A 14749-nucleotide genomic window follows, 5' to 3' on the forward strand; every position below is an offset into this window, starting at 1 on the left:
CACCGTTCATTTAATGGACGGTGTTTTTTATAATACATATATCAAATGATTTCAAAGGAGGAAACAAATTATTATGAAAAAGAAATTGTTAAGTGTACTTTTAGGTCTGGTAATGACGACAGGAATGCTCACAGGATGCGGTGGTTCCGGTTCCCAGGATTCTAAGGCAGAGGACGGTAAAACAGTTTTAAAGATGTGGACAATCGCAACAGAGAGCGATTCATTCCATAATGCATATGTAAAAGCGATCGAGGATTATGAGACAGCTCATCCTGACGTTAAGATTGAAATGGAATCCTTCGAAAACCAGTCATATAAGACAAAATTGAAATCAGCAGTAGCAGCAAATGAACTTCCGGATATCTTCTATACATGGGGCGGCGGATTTTCAAAATCATTCGTGGAATCCGGAAAGGTTCTTGCTCTTGACGACTATTACGGAGACTACAAGGCAGAACTTCCACAGCAGGCGCTGAACAACGCGACATATGACGGAAAGCTGTATGGAACTACCTATACGACTCCGGTTTCCATGATGTTCTACAACAAAGCGATGTTTGAGGAACAGGGACTAAAGGCACCTGAAACATGGGATGAACTGAAAGCCGTATGCCAGAAGTTCATTGATGCCGGCATCACTCCAATCGGAATGAGCGTAAAAGATACATGGGTGCTCGCAATGACACATGACGCCCTTACTTTGAAATCGGCAGGAGCCGAAAAAACTGCAGCGGCCCTCACAAAGGATGGCCAGAGCTACAATGATGCTGATTTCCTGGCATCGGCAGAGAAATTGCAGGAACTCATTGATATGGGCGCTTTCACCGACGGAGCAACAGGACTTTCCAATGACGAAGCTGCAGCAACCTTTACCGGTGGAAAGTCAGCAATGTTCATTACTGGAAGCTGGTTAGGCGGACAGATCTTCAATGATGCTGAAAATGCAGAAAATTATGATGTGGTTCCTGTGCCAGTGTGCAGCGATAATGCAAAAGCAACAGACTTCATGGGCGGAGCAATCGATACCCTTATGGTAAATGCAGACACCGCAGATCAAGATGCAGCTGCCACAGCGGCTTTTGAGATCGCAAGAAGCGTTTCCAAATATGCTTACCTTGACGGAGCCGGAATTGCTGCATGGGCAAAAGATTATGACGACAGCGGAGTAAATGTGCTTACAAAGAAGATTGCCGACTACACAGCAGATGCGACATCCTTCACCATATGGTTCGACACGCTGATGGATTCAGAAGATGCAGGAGAATACCTGGCGCTTCTTCAGGAACTGTATTCAGGAAATATCGATCCGCAGGGATTTGCAGAGGGAATGGATGCTCAGCTTAGCAAATAAATAGTAAACGAAAAAAATAATCAGTGAAGCGGATCTCACAATCCGCTTCCTGCAATCAGTATAAGGAGATGGAGTTTTGGACAGAGTAAGAAGAAACAAGGGCGCAATTGTGCTGTTTATGTTACCGGCTACGCTACTCTTTCTGACAATCATAATCATCCCGATTTTCATGTCCGGATATTATAGTTTGCTGGATTGGGACGGTATCACAAAAGGGACATTTGTAGGATTGCAGAATTATATTGAACTTTTCACAAGCAAATCGGCGGGATTTACAAAGACGCTGGGAAATGCCATTCTGCTGGCGGTACTGTCAGTATTCATCCAGCTGCCTATTTCCCTGGTACTTGCACTGGTACTTGCGAAGGGAATCAAAAGAGAGCGGTTTTTCGTTTCAGCATTTTTTGTACCAGTACTGATTTCTACAGTTGTAATTGGCCAGCTCTGGACAAAAATATACAATCCTGAGTACGGAATCATCAATGTAGTACTGCAGAATCTTGGCCTTGAAAGCTGGTGCAGGACCTGGCTGGGAGACCAGAACACAGCCCTGTTTGCGGTTTTTGTTCCAATACTCTGGCAATATGTAGGATATCACATGCTGCTCCTCTATGCTGGCATCAAGTCGGTGGACCCTGTGCTCAGGGAAGCTGCAAAAATCGACGGAGCAACAGAATGGGAAACTTCATGGCATGTGGTAATACCTATGATTAAGCCGGTAATCAGGATGTGTGTCATATTTGCGGTTGTCGGATCCCTGAAGGCCTTTGACCTGATCTACGTACTTACAAATGGCGGACCGGCACATGCAAGCGAGGTTCCAAGTACCCTGATGGTCAATATGATCTTTGGACGTGGCAGATACGGTTTCGGAAGCGCCATCGCGATCATGATTATATTCCTGTGTTTCTTTTTTGCGATCATGATTAAAAAATTCTTTAAAGTAGAGGAGGAGTAGAAGAGTGGAAACAGGAAGAAATAAAATAAAAAAAACAGGCATGTATCTGGTTCTGCTGTTCTGGACTGTTGTAAGCCTTTTTCCAATCTACTGGATGTTCACATTCTCGCTTAAGAACAACAAGGAGATATTCGGAGAGAATATCATAGGCCTTCCAAAACACTGGCTGTGGTCGAATTACGAGGCAGCATTTACGGCAGGAAATATGGGCAGCTATTTCGTGAACAGCATCATCGTTACTGGTTTCACGATCGCGCTGACAACCATATTCGCACTGATGGCATCCTATGCCCTGACGAGGCTTGTATGGAAAGGAAGGAAGAAGGTCAACAATATTTTCATGCTTGGGCTTACAGTTCCAATCCATGCGGCAATCCTCCCGGTATTCATCATTCTCAGGAACCTTCATATGACAAATTCCTATCAGGCGCTGATTATCCCGTATGTGGCATTTGCCCTGGCAATGGCGATCATGATTTCCATAAGCTTTCTGCAGAATATTCCGGCAGAGCTTGAAGAGGCTGCATGCATTGACGGCTGCAGCGTATACGGCATCTTTTTCCGGATTATCTGTCCCCTTATGAAGCCGGCTCTTTCGACAATCGCGATTTTTACGTTCCTGCAGGCCTGGAATGAATTGATGTTTGCAGTCATTTTTATCAGCGATTCAAAATACAGGACTTTATCAGTAGGCATACAGACCCTATCGGGAGCTTATACCACTGAATGGGGACCGATCGGGGCAGCGCTTGTAATCGCAACGTTCCCGACACTGATCGCATACACCTTCATGAGCAAAAAAATCCAGGAAAGCCTTATGGCAGGAGCAATTAAAGGATAAAGGGAGGATCTTCTATAATGAATTCAGATATGTGTAAAATAAGGGCAAAAGAGCTTGTCGCATCCATGACTCTTGAGGAGAGGGCAAGCCAGCTCACCTACAACTCGCCGGCCATTGAAAGGCTTGGAATACCAGCCTACAACTGGTGGAACGAAGCACTTCATGGTGTGGCAAGGGCAGGAACTGCAACCAGCTTTCCCCAGGCTATAGGCCTGGCAGCAATGTTCGATGAAGAATTCATGACAGAGATTGCAGATGCTATAGCCACAGAGGGAAGGGCAAAATACAACGAGAGCACAAAGCACGGAGACAGGGACATTTACAAGGGGCTTACTTTCTGGTCACCAAACGTGAACATATTCAGGGATCCAAGATGGGGAAGGGGTCATGAAACCTATGGAGAGGACCCTTTCCTGTCAGGAAGGCTGGGAGTTGCGTTTATCAAAGGGCTTCAGGGTCAGGGAGAGGTGCTGAAGAGTGCTGCATGCGCAAAGCATTTTGCAGTACATAGCGGACCTGAAGATCTGAGGCATGAATTCAATGCGGAAGTGACGGAGAAAGATCTGAGAGAGACTTATCTTCCTGCCTTTAAAGCATGCGTTCAGGAGGCGGATGTAGAAGCTGTCATGGGAGCCTACAACAGAACAAACGGAGAGCCCTGCTGCGGAAGTTATATGCTGCTGAGAGATATTCTTCGGGAAGAATGGGGATTTGACGGGCACGTGGTATCGGACTGCTGGGCAATCAAGGATTTTCATATGTACCACGGCGTAACAGCTACACCCCAGCAGTCTGCTGCACTGGCAATTGATGCCGGATGCGACCTGAACTGCGGAAATATCTACCTCTACATGCTTCAGGCACTCCAGGAAGGACTGATCACAGAGGAGCATATTACAAGAGCTGCAGAGCGCCTTTTCACAACGAGGTTCAAGCTCGGTCTTTTCGACAGGACGGATTTTGATGAGATTCCTTATGAAGCGTTAGAATGCAGGAAGCACCTGGATATGGCAGTAGAGGCGGCGGGAAAAAGCGTGGTCATGCTGAAAAATGACGGAATCCTGCCAATCGACAAACAGCAGATCAGAACAATCGGGGTAATTGGACCGAATGCCAACAGCCGCCTTGCCCTCAAAGCGAACTATTACGGGACGGCGTCGAGATATATCACCATTCTGGAAGGAATCCAGGACGAAGCCGGCGATGATATAAGGGTTCTTTATGCAAAAGGATGCGAGCTGTCAAAAGACCGTACAGAACCTCTTGCCATGGCCTATGACAGGGAAATGGAAGCGGTAACGGTTGCTGAACACAGCGATGTCGTTATCCTGTGTCTGGGCCTTGATGAGACCCTTGAGGGAGAAGAGTTAGATGAAGGAAACAACTGCGGTTCAGGCGACAAAAAAGACCTTGAACTGCCGGAAGTACAGAGGCAGCTTCTTGAACGAATAACGGAAACCGGAAAACCTGTCATCATTTGCCTGATGGCAGGAAGCGCAATCAACCTGAGCTTTTCACAGGAACATAACAGCGCCATTCTGCAGGCATGGTATCCAGGTGCCCGGGGCGGAAAAGCTGTTGCGGATATCCTGTTTGGAAAAACATCCCCTTCAGGAAAGCTTCCTGTAACATTCTATCGCACAGTCGAGGATCTTCCCGGTTTTACAGACTACTCCATGAAGAACAGAACCTACAGGTATTATGAGGGAACCCCTCTCTATCCGTTTGGATATGGTCTGACCTACGGAGACATATCCTGTACAAAAGCGGAAATCAAGGGCAGCGTCAGCATGGAAAAGGATCTGGAGGCAGAGGTTACTGTCCATAACGCAGGAAACAGGGATACAGAAGATGTGATTCAGCTCTATCTGAAAAATACCGATTCCGATCTTGCGGTAAGGAATGTAAGTTTATGCGGATTCAGCCGGGTAAAAGTAAAAGCCGGAGAAACAGTCACGAAAACTTTAAAGGTGCCATTTGGTGCATTTAAGGTGTATAATGATAAGGGAGAACAGGTTTTGGATGGAAGGCATTTCATCCTGTATGCCGGGACTTCCCAGCCTGATGAGAGAAGTACAGAACTGACTGGAAAATCATGCATACAGGTTGAAATAGAACTTTTAGGGTAACTGTTCAGATCCCTGGGACGCAGTCCTGAATAGTTACATTAAGAGAAACTGATCAGAAGATTTGAACAATAAGGAGCAGGCAGATTAAACTATGAAAAAAATGGCAAAAATCAAAACATGGTTCATATCGAAGAAACTGAAGCAGAAGATTCGATATCTGTTTGCTTTTATTATTGTCGCTTATTTTCTGATTTTTGCACTCATATATGAATTTGTCATTAAAGACAGCCTGCAGGAAAATATCAGTAAAAGCAATTATAATACCCTGATTTCCATTGGAAACGGCCTCACCGGCGAATTTCAGAATATCGGTACCATGGGACGGCTTATCATGAGCAGCCAGGAGGTCATCGACTATCTGAAAAGCGACCAGGGGGCTGATTCTGTGAGTGCCTATAATGCAGTTACCTCTATATACTACACTGCCACCTCTTTTGATAATATCTCTTCGATTTATGTGTTCAAGGATAACGGAGAGTATATAAAGATTTCGAACGGGATTACCACAGTCTATAAGGGCGTCATGGAGGATCCGGACTGGTATGGTCCTGTTGAAAAAAAATCAGGTGCAAATCTGGTCATGGTGGATGGAAACGGAGCCTTTTCCCAGGCATCGGGGGAATCGGTCCTATCTTTCGTCAGGGTATTCAATGACATCCAGACACAGAAACCGATCGGGAAGCTGGTAATCAACTGCTCCCTGAACATGCTTCGGGATACCTGGCGCGAAATGGCGGGCGATGGCAAGAAGTTTGCCTATTTCCATAAAAAAGACCAGCTGCTCTGCGGTGATGCTGAATTTGAAGAGATGGAACTAAATGTGGCAGACAGTGGCGATAATCCCCGGAATATGCGCAGCGGGGCGGGAAGCTTCACCTATTATTATGCCATACCAGGCACCCCTCTGGCAGTGGCTGAACACGAACAGATCCGCTATACAGAGTATATTTCCACGCAGATTCTGGTAATTGCCATGCTTATCGTTCTGGTGACGGCAGCAAGCTTTTTTACAATAAGCTGGTTCATTAACAGATTTATTACAAGGCCGGTTGAAAGCCTGGTGGGTTCTATGGAGGAAGTCAAAAGCGGCTGGCTGAAACGGGTAAGCATGAAACTGCCTGATGATGAGATCGGCAGGCTGAAGAACAGCTACAATGATATGCTGGTGGAAATCAACAGCCTGATCGAGGAACTTCTGGAGAAGGAGAAGACCATGCAGAAGGCTGAGCTGGAAGCACTGCAGGAACAGATCAAGCCTCACTTTCTGTACAATACCCTGGATACCATAGCCTATCTGGCGCTGGAAAACCCCAGGGAAGAGGTCTATGATTCCATTGAGACGCTGGGAAATTTCTACCGGAAATTTTTAAGTAAGGGAAGCAGGGAAATTTCGCTCCGGGACGAGGTTGAAATCGTCAGGGATTATCTGAAGCTTCAGAAACTGAGGTATGAAGATATTTTTGAAGACGAATACGATATTCAGGAGAGTCTTCTGGATATGAAAATACCAAAGCTTATCCTGCAGCCTCTTGTGGAAAATTCCCTGTACCACGGAATTCGGCCCAAAGGGGAAAAATGCCTGATCAGGATTTCGGCTTACGAGAAAGATGACGAAATACTCATAAAGGTGTATGACACCGGAATCGGAATGGCGCAGAGCAGGATAGATGCTTTTATGAAAGGCGACAGCAAGAGCTACGGACTCCGCAAGACCATTGAAAGGATCCGGTGCTATTACGGCAGGGAAGATGTATATGAAATCAGGAGCCAGGAAGGGTATTACTGTGAAGTAACTATCAAAATACCTTCTGGCGGGGAGGCGGAAACCTATGTACAGAGTCATGATCATAGATGATGAGCGGGCATTGCGCAGCCTGCTGAAGAAAACCATCGACTGGGAAGAATTGTCTCTTGAAGTTGTCGGAGAGGCTGCAAGCGGGATAGAAGCCATCAATATCATAGATGAAATAAGGCCGGATATCGTATTTGTCGATATCCGTATGCCGTTTATGGATGGAATCGAATTCTCAAAGCTTGCCATACAGAGATATCCAAAACTGAAGATTATCGTGCTGACAGCCTTCGATGACTTCACGTATGCCAGGGAATGCATCGGGATAGGAGTTGCGGATTATCTTCTTAAGCCTATTGTAAGGACCGATATCCAGCAGTCACTGAAGAAAATCCTTGCTCAGCTGGAACAGGAGAAAGGCCAGGATAAGAACGAAGACACGGAAGACGGGAAGGACCTCAGGATGAAATCTATAAAGGAATACATAGAGGGGCATTTTGATGATCCGGAATTGAACCTGAAGTCAGTGGCAGACAACTTTGGCTTCAACTCCAGCTATTTCAGCCGGAAATTCAAGGAGGAGATCGGACGCAGCTTCATCGACTACCTGACATCCTACAGAATGGAAAAGGCCTGCAGGTATGCCAGCCGGGGAGAGCTTATGTATATAACGGCAAAGCTGGTGGGGATACCGGATCCAAACTACTTCGGGAAGTGCTTTAAAAAATATTATGATGTTTCGTACTCTGATTTTATGAAGGGTGAACGAAGTGCGAAAAAAACCACGGTCTCTGATTAAGAGAAGAAAGCAAACGACGGAGGTGTAAAAAATGAGGAAAATTGATTTTAAGACAATTACCCAATACACACTGCTTGGAGCACTTGTCTTTTTTGCTGCAGGAATAGCATCAGGTCTTGCCTTGCTGGTATCGGAAGGGCTGATCGGATTTTCCGTGGAAGGAATCACGGGCGGTCTGCTTTTTGGCTTTTTTATCAGAAAATACTTCAGTATGATCAGGACGATGATTGCGGCTACGATCAGCCTTGTCGTGGGGGTTTTTACAGGTGCATTTATCGGCCTTTTGATTTATGATGGATTCGGGGTTCCATTCCTTATTATGGGTTTCGTTGCCCTTTCGGTCTACAGGCTTATAATGGGCATAAAAAAGGAATTCGTTACGTTTGCCATAGCAGGCACGGTTATTTTTTATCTGGGGAATCTGCTTATGGATAAGATCAACGTATGGGGCGGCCCATTTTATGAATTTGTCAGCAATGCGGCAGGAGAAAGCGGATTCAATGTAGCAATTGTCGCTCTCGGTGCAGTGTTCCATGGCATAGCGATCGGTTTTGGAACAGGTGTTTATATTTCGAGGCATGCTGAAAATGGAAATAAATAATGCAGTAAAAGTCCCGTAAGAATCGAATCGATTCTTACGGGACTTTTTATAAAGATATTGTAACTATTCAGGACTACGTCCTGCATAGTCACATATGAGGCACACAAATTGCAAAATCAGCAATTTGGCGCACGAATGTCTCGGGTTTTTATGCAAAATCAGCATAAAAACACCTCGCGAAATAGGGGTTCTGAACAGTTACAAGATATTTACCTGACTTGTTCTAAAAATGTTCTGAACAGTTACTTAAAAAGCTACATTGGTACCGTAGTAGGTGCAGTGCAGGAGTTTTTCCATTTCGTCGACGCTGATCGGTCTAGGGTTGGAGCCTGTACATGCATCGCCGACAGCCAGCTCAGCAATTCGTGCGGATTTTTCCTTGAATTCCTCTTCGTCGATACCAAATTCTTTCAGGGATTTCGGGATTCCAAGCTTCATGTTATAGCCTTCAATCAAGTCGCATAAAGACATCACGCAGCTGCGGTCGCTTCCGGTAATGCCGATGCTTCTTGCGATGTCAGCATAGCGGCTTTCAGCATCTTTTGAATTGAACTTAATGACATATGGAAGGTAGATTGCATTTGCACAGCCGTGAGGAATGTGGCCTGTAGAGAATGCGGCTCCTGTCTTGTGTGCCATTGAATGTACGATTCCAAGCAGAGCGTTAGAGAATGCCTGGCCTGCAAGGCACTGTGCATAGTGCATCTGTTCCCTTGCATCCATGTCGCCATTGAAAGAGTCAGGAAGATAGTCGAATACCATCTGGATAGCCTTGAGCGCAAGGGGATCCGTGAATGGGCTGTTCAGGGTTGAAACATATGCTTCGATTGCATGGGTAAGCGCATCCATTCCAGTGTGCGCTGTCAACTTAGCAGGCATGGTTTCAGCAAGTTCAGGATCTACGATGGCCATATCCGGTGTGATATTAAAATCAGCCAGCGGGTATTTGATGCCGCTTGCATAATCTGTGATAACGGAAAAAGCCGTTACTTCGGTCGCGGTTCCAGAGGTTGACGGGATGGCTATGAATCTGGCTTTCTGCCTAAGGGTAGGGAATGAGAACGGCTGGATCAGTTCTTCGAACGTGGTTTCAGGATATTCATAGAAAGTCCACATTGCCTTTGCTGCATCTATCGGAGAACCGCCACCCATGGCTATGATCCAGTCAGGTTCAAATTCGCGCATTGCGGCAGCGCCCTTCATAACGGTTTCGACTGATGGATCCGGTTCTACATTTTCAAACAACATAGTTTCGATTCCAGCCTCATCCAGATAGGAGATAACCTTGTCCACAAAGCCGAATTTTTTCATGGATCCTCCGCCTAAAACCAGGATTGCTTTTTTACCTGCCAGATTTTTTAACTGTTCAAGTGCGCCTTTTCCGTAATACATGTCTCTTGGTAACGTAAATCTCATCATGTCTGTCATCCTTTCGTTTTGAAAATATATGTGTATCCTGCAGTTTAAAAAAACTGAAGGATGTGTTAAAATTATAACAATAATATGATAACATTGTTATTTGTTTAACACAATAATGATTGAAAATGTTTGTTATTTAGTACAATTTTGGTAACTTTAATTGAATGGAGGAATAATTATGAAGTCGAAGCAGGAAATAATTGAATACTGCAAAACATTGCCCGAGACCTATGAGGACTATCCCTTTGATGATGAAACGGCAGTCATGCGATGCAGAGGGAATAAAAAGATTTTTGTGCTGATATTTGTCAGAGGGGATGTACTCTGGATAAATGTGAAGGTGGATCCTGAATGGGCGGGCTTCTGGCGGAATGCCTATGATTCAGTTGTGCCGGGATATCACATGAATAAAAAGCACTGGAATACGATTATCATGGATGGAACAGTTCCGTGGGAAGAGGTGAAGCGGATGATAGCGGAAAGCTATGATCTTGTAAAGCCGCGAGTGAAGAAACCGAATTTCATATAAGAAGAAGCTGTCTGACCCGGTTGCCAAGCGCAATACGGGTCTTTTCTAATTTATGGGAATTGAGTGTCAAAAGCCCATTTACAAATGGTATTTGTCAATTTGCACAGGTTTTCGAATGGGGACGTGATGCAAAACATGTTCATTCGCAGCGCGCTCTCGCTTAGATGAAGACGTAGTGGTACGTAAGGCCGCAAAGTACGCGGCCTAAGTACCAACGTCTTCATAAAGCTGCTCATTGAATCATGTTTTGTATCACTGTGCTGCATCTGGTGGCTGTGCAAATTGACGAAGTCGAAGGTTGCATGAGGGCTTTTGACACGCTAGTCTTTGTTGAGAAATTCCTCCGATTCCCCATAAATTTAAATTGCTCCATGAGGAGGTGCGCAACGCGCAAGAAGAATATGGTGTAGAAGCGACTGCGCGTCAGCGCGAGGGTTTTGCAAGGGAACTCTTTGTTCTTCTTAACGATTGCATAGATGTTCTTGTTTTACCGCTGGCAGGATTCTATGAAATGGATAGGATAGCCTAAAACCAGTGCATTTGCTTTGAGTGTTTCGAATGAGAACAAGTGTAACAAAAATGAACATGATGTTTTTCGGCGATTCAATCAAAATGTTTCATATTTAAACATTTGCGGGTTTTTTTTCGTTGATAACGATGGAAGAATTGGATAGAATAGTAAATGTAAAGAACATGTGAAACAATTAAAGAAATCGTTCATATAGGAAATGAATAAAGGTGGTGAGAATATGATAACGCTGTTGATCATAGCAGATGATTTTACGGGAGCGTTAGATACTGGAGTTCAATTTGCAGCCAGTGGCACAGCTACCAGAGTCGTAACGGATATACAATTTGATTACGGCCAGGTGGATGAAAAAGTCAGCGTATTGGTAATGGATGCAGAAACCAGACATCTGGAACCTGAAAAGGCCTACGATGTCGTATATCATATAACAAAAAAAGCCGTAGAACATGGAATTCCTTATATCTATAAAAAGACGGATTCGGGATTGCGTGGAAACATAGGAAGTGAGCTGGCAGCGATTCTTGATGCCACAGGCAGAAAATCACTTCATTTTTTTCCGGCATTTCCTAAAATGGGACGTATTACGAAGGATGGAATCCACTATATAGATGGCATTCCGGTTGAAGAAAGCGTTTTTGGGAAAGATCCTTTTGAACCGGTGACCTGCTCGTATATTCCGGATATTATCAAATTACAGACCAAGATCAAGGTCAGACTGGCAGAAGTGGAAAGCGGTCAGGCAGAAGACCGGCAGGCTTCTGAAATTATCATATGGGATGCCCAGACAGATGAGGAGCTGGAAGCCTTGGGAAGGAACCTCCAAAAAGAGGGAGGGCTTTCTATCATGGCAGGATGCGCAGGTTTTGCATCAGTACTTCCAAAACTTCTGGCGCTGGAAGGAAGGCCGCCAGGCATTCCGGATTTCGTTCCAAGATTTCTGGTGATATGCGGAAGCGTAAATCCAATCACAGTAAGCCAGCTTGATTACGCGGAACACCATGGTTTTCTGAGGATGAAAATGAGTCCGGAAGAAAAACTGGAAGAGGCATATTGGAAGAGCATCGAAGGCCAGAAGAGACTTGATCACTTAAAAGAACTGATTGAATCGAATCGCTGTTCTATCCTGGACAGCAATGATTATGCCGGAGGCTGTTCAACCATGGGCTATGCACAGGAGCATCATATCGATACAGAGGAAATCAGAATCCGCATCGCCAGAAACTTAGGATATATCGTGAAGGAACTGGTAGAAAGAGGACTGGAAGCAACGATGATGATTACCGGCGGCGACACGCTGATGGGATGCATGAAGCAGATGGACGTATTTGAAATGGAGCCGATCTGTGAGATGGGGCCGGGAATTGTGCTTTCCAGATTCAGAATTCTGGATGCAGAGTGTCAGCTGATTTCGAAATCAGGCGGTTTCGGAGGAGAACAGCTTCTGACAGATCTGGCAAAACAGATTCTGGCAGAACATAAATAAAGAAGAAGATAGGGAGGATTTAAAATGTTAACTGATTATGTCTTACAGATGCCACGGGCCGTATATGGCGGCGAGCATGCACTTGAGAATATTACAGGGATTATGCAGGGGGTTAAAAAAGCAGCAGTGTTTACTGATCAGGGAATTATTGGTGCAGGACTGCTGGAATATCCGCTTTCACTGATTAAAGAAACAGGAGTTGAAACGGTGGTGCTTGGAGACCTTCCGGCAGAACCGACCTGTGACCAGACCCAGGAAGTGATCAACCGGTTCAGGGAATCGGGAGCTGATTTCATCGTGGCAGTCGGCGGCGGCAGCGTAATGGATACTGCAAAGCTTGCTTCTGTGCTTTCTACAGAAAACTTTTGCGTAAGAGATCTGCTGGACAACCCTTCACTGGGAGAAAAAGGCATCAAAACCCTGATGATTCCAACTACGGCAGGAACAGGTTCGGAAGCTACTCCCAACAGTATTGTTGCAGTTCCGGAAAAAGAGCTGAAAGTAGGCATAGTCAATGCAGCCATGATTGCAGATTATGTAATCCTGGACAGCAGGATGATCAAAATGCTTCCAAGGAAGATAGCGGCTGCTACCGGTGTAGATGCCCTTGCACATGCAATAGAATGTTTTACTTCCAAAAAATCCAATCCATTCAGTGATACATTTGCATTAGAAGCCCTTGATATGATTATGAACAACATCGAAGATGCCTGCGACAAACCGGAAGCCATGGATGCAAAGAAAGCAATGCTGACCGCTTCCTTCTATGCGGGAGTTGCGATTACTGCCTCAGGAACAACAGCTGTACATGCGTTGTCCTATCCGCTCGGTGGAAAGTACCACATCCCTCATGGTGTTGCAAATGCAATGATGCTTGTGCCGGTCATGAAGTTCAATGAACCAGCCTGCAGAGAAAAATTTGCCCTGGCTTACGACAGAATCGTCAAGACTGATAAGACGGCAGAAACGCCCGAAGAGAAGTCTGCCTGGATCATCAACAGGCTGGATGAAATCGTGAAACACCTCGAAATACCGTCAAGCTTAAAGGATTACGGAATCGGAAGCAACGATCTGGAATTCCTGGTAACTGCAGGTATGGGCGTGCAGAGGCTTCTGGTAAACAACATGCGGGAAGTGACCCCGGATGATGCAAGAAACTTGTATCTCGAAATCATGTAAGCGGTATAGCGGCTATCAGGAATATCCTGGAGAAAAACAAAGCAGCAGGTATGATCTGATTGCAATAGACTGGAGGAAATAAAATGGCAAAAAAAATGATTATCGGCATCACTATGGGTGACCCGGCCAGCATAGGACCTGAGATTACGGTTAAGGCCCTCAGCGATCCGGCTGTTTACGACAGATGCAGCCCTGTAGTGATCGGAGATGTCTGCGTGATGGAAGCAGCTCTGAAGGTTGTCGGAAGGGAGGATATCAAAATCCACCCTGTATCATCGATAGGAGAGTGCTTGTTTACACCTGGCACAATCGATGTTTACGACATGAAGATTGTTGATATGGAAAAGCTTGAAACCGGAAAGGTTTCTGTGATGGCAGGGGAAGCGGCTTTTCAGTACGTCAAAAAAGTAATTGAGCTGGCGATGGACGGCGAAGTCGACGGTACCGTGACGAATGCCCTGAATAAGGAAGCCATCAATCTGGCTGGTCATCATTTTTCGGGACATACGGAAATCTATGCAGATTATACGGGAACAAAGAAGTACACAATGATGCTGGCTCATGAAAATTTAAGAGTCGTGCATGTATCCACTCACGTTTCCCTCAGGGAAGCATGCGACAGGGTGAAAAAAGCAAGGGTTCTGGAAGTAATCGAGATTGCCAACCAGGCCTGCCTGGATCTTGGCATCGAGAAGCCGAAAATCGGCGTCTCCGGCCTGAATCCTCACAGCGGGGAAAATGGCCTGTTCGGAAGGGAAGAGCTCGATGAGATCATTCCTGCAATCAAAGCGGCAAAGGCAGAAGGAATCAATGCGGATGGACCTGTTCCGCCAGACACCATCTTCTCAAAAGCGAGAGGAGGCTGGTACGACATTGTAGTTGCGATGTATCACGACCAGGGACATATTCCGCTCAAAGTGGTAGGCTTCATCTACAATCACGAAGCAGGAAAATGGGATGCCGTTTCCGGCGTCAATATCACCCTCGGCCTTCCGATCGTCAGGGCTTCCGTTGATCATGGAACGGCTTTTGACCAGGCAGGAAAGGGCGTTGCAAGCGAACTCAGCCTGGTAAATGCGATTGATTATGCCATAAGGCTGTCAGTCAGCAATAAAAATTAGGAACCCCGGAATTTGTAA

The 14749-nt window shown here is 45.5% G+C and carries 12 protein-coding genes; 11 read left to right on the plus strand and 1 reads right to left on the minus strand.

Annotation, left to right across the window (positions count from 1 at the left end; all coding sequences use genetic code 11):
• Nucleotides 1-73 precede the first annotated feature (73 nt).
• The 7 genes from BJR36_RS00195 (at nt 74) to BJR36_RS00225 (ending at nt 8471) form a co-directional block, all read left to right on the plus strand.
• Nucleotides 74-1351 carry an ABC transporter substrate-binding protein gene (locus tag BJR36_RS00195; protein WP_091228448.1) on the plus strand — a complete coding sequence of 426 codons (1278 nt, stop codon included), beginning with the start codon at nt 74-76 and terminating at the stop codon, nt 1349-1351.
• Between the two features lie 76 nt (nt 1352-1427).
• Nucleotides 1428-2309: a carbohydrate ABC transporter permease gene (locus BJR36_RS00200; protein ID WP_091228451.1), complete on the plus strand. Its 882-nt coding sequence runs from the start codon at nt 1428-1430 to the stop codon at nt 2307-2309.
• Nucleotides 2310-2313: 4 nt separating this feature from the next.
• Nucleotides 2314-3150 carry a carbohydrate ABC transporter permease gene (locus BJR36_RS00205; RefSeq protein WP_330387752.1) on the plus strand — a complete coding sequence of 279 codons (837 nt, stop codon included), beginning with the start codon at nt 2314-2316 and terminating at the stop codon, nt 3148-3150.
• A 17-nt stretch (nt 3151-3167) separates the two neighbouring features.
• Entirely contained in the window at nt 3168-5279 is a 2112-nt protein-coding gene (locus BJR36_RS00210) for a glycoside hydrolase family 3 C-terminal domain-containing protein (protein ID WP_091228454.1), read from the plus strand.
• Nucleotides 5280-5370: 91 nt separating this feature from the next.
• Nucleotides 5371-7134: a cache domain-containing sensor histidine kinase gene (locus BJR36_RS00215; RefSeq protein ID WP_091228456.1), complete on the plus strand. Its 1764-nt coding sequence runs from the start codon at nt 5371-5373 to the stop codon at nt 7132-7134.
• On the plus strand, nt 7109-7870 hold the full coding sequence (locus BJR36_RS00220; protein WP_091228460.1) for a response regulator transcription factor: 762 nt from the start codon (nt 7109-7111) through the stop codon (nt 7868-7870). Before BJR36_RS00215 ends, BJR36_RS00220 begins: the two co-directional genes overlap by 26 nt.
• 31 nt (nt 7871-7901) lie before the next feature.
• Nucleotides 7902-8471 (plus strand): hypothetical protein, encoded by a 570-nt coding sequence (locus BJR36_RS00225; protein WP_091228464.1) that lies wholly within the window; start codon nt 7902-7904, stop codon nt 8469-8471.
• A gap of 246 nt (nt 8472-8717) precedes the next feature.
• Here the strand turns inward: BJR36_RS00225 and BJR36_RS00230 are convergent, their stop codons facing one another.
• Nucleotides 8718-9890, minus strand: coding sequence for an iron-containing alcohol dehydrogenase (locus BJR36_RS00230; protein ID WP_091228467.1), 1173 nt, complete (start codon nt 9888-9890; stop codon nt 8718-8720).
• A 178-nt stretch (nt 9891-10068) separates the two neighbouring features.
• Here BJR36_RS00230 and BJR36_RS00235 point away from each other — a divergent pair, with 178 nt between their 5' ends.
• From BJR36_RS00235 to pdxA, 4 genes are all read left to right on the plus strand, one after another.
• Nucleotides 10069-10419, plus strand: a complete 351-nt coding sequence (locus tag BJR36_RS00235) for an MmcQ/YjbR family DNA-binding protein (RefSeq protein WP_091228470.1) — start codon at nt 10069-10071, stop codon at nt 10417-10419.
• Between the two features lie 749 nt (nt 10420-11168).
• Nucleotides 11169-12431, plus strand: coding sequence for a four-carbon acid sugar kinase family protein (locus BJR36_RS00240; RefSeq protein ID WP_091228474.1), 1263 nt, complete (start codon nt 11169-11171; stop codon nt 12429-12431).
• A 24-nt stretch (nt 12432-12455) separates the two neighbouring features.
• Nucleotides 12456-13610 carry an iron-containing alcohol dehydrogenase gene (locus tag BJR36_RS00245; RefSeq protein ID WP_091228477.1) on the plus strand — a complete coding sequence of 385 codons (1155 nt, stop codon included), beginning with the start codon at nt 12456-12458 and terminating at the stop codon, nt 13608-13610.
• 83 nt (nt 13611-13693) lie between these two features.
• Complete coding sequence (pdxA, locus tag BJR36_RS00250; protein ID WP_091228481.1) at nt 13694-14731, plus strand: 4-hydroxythreonine-4-phosphate dehydrogenase PdxA; 1038 nt, start codon at nt 13694-13696, stop codon at nt 14729-14731.
• The last annotated feature ends 18 nt before the right edge of the window (nt 14732-14749 follow it).

The sequence above is a fragment of the Anaerobium acetethylicum genome (genome assembly GCF_900096945.1).
GTDB lineage: Bacteria > Bacillota > Clostridia > Lachnospirales > Lachnospiraceae > Anaerobium > Anaerobium acetethylicum.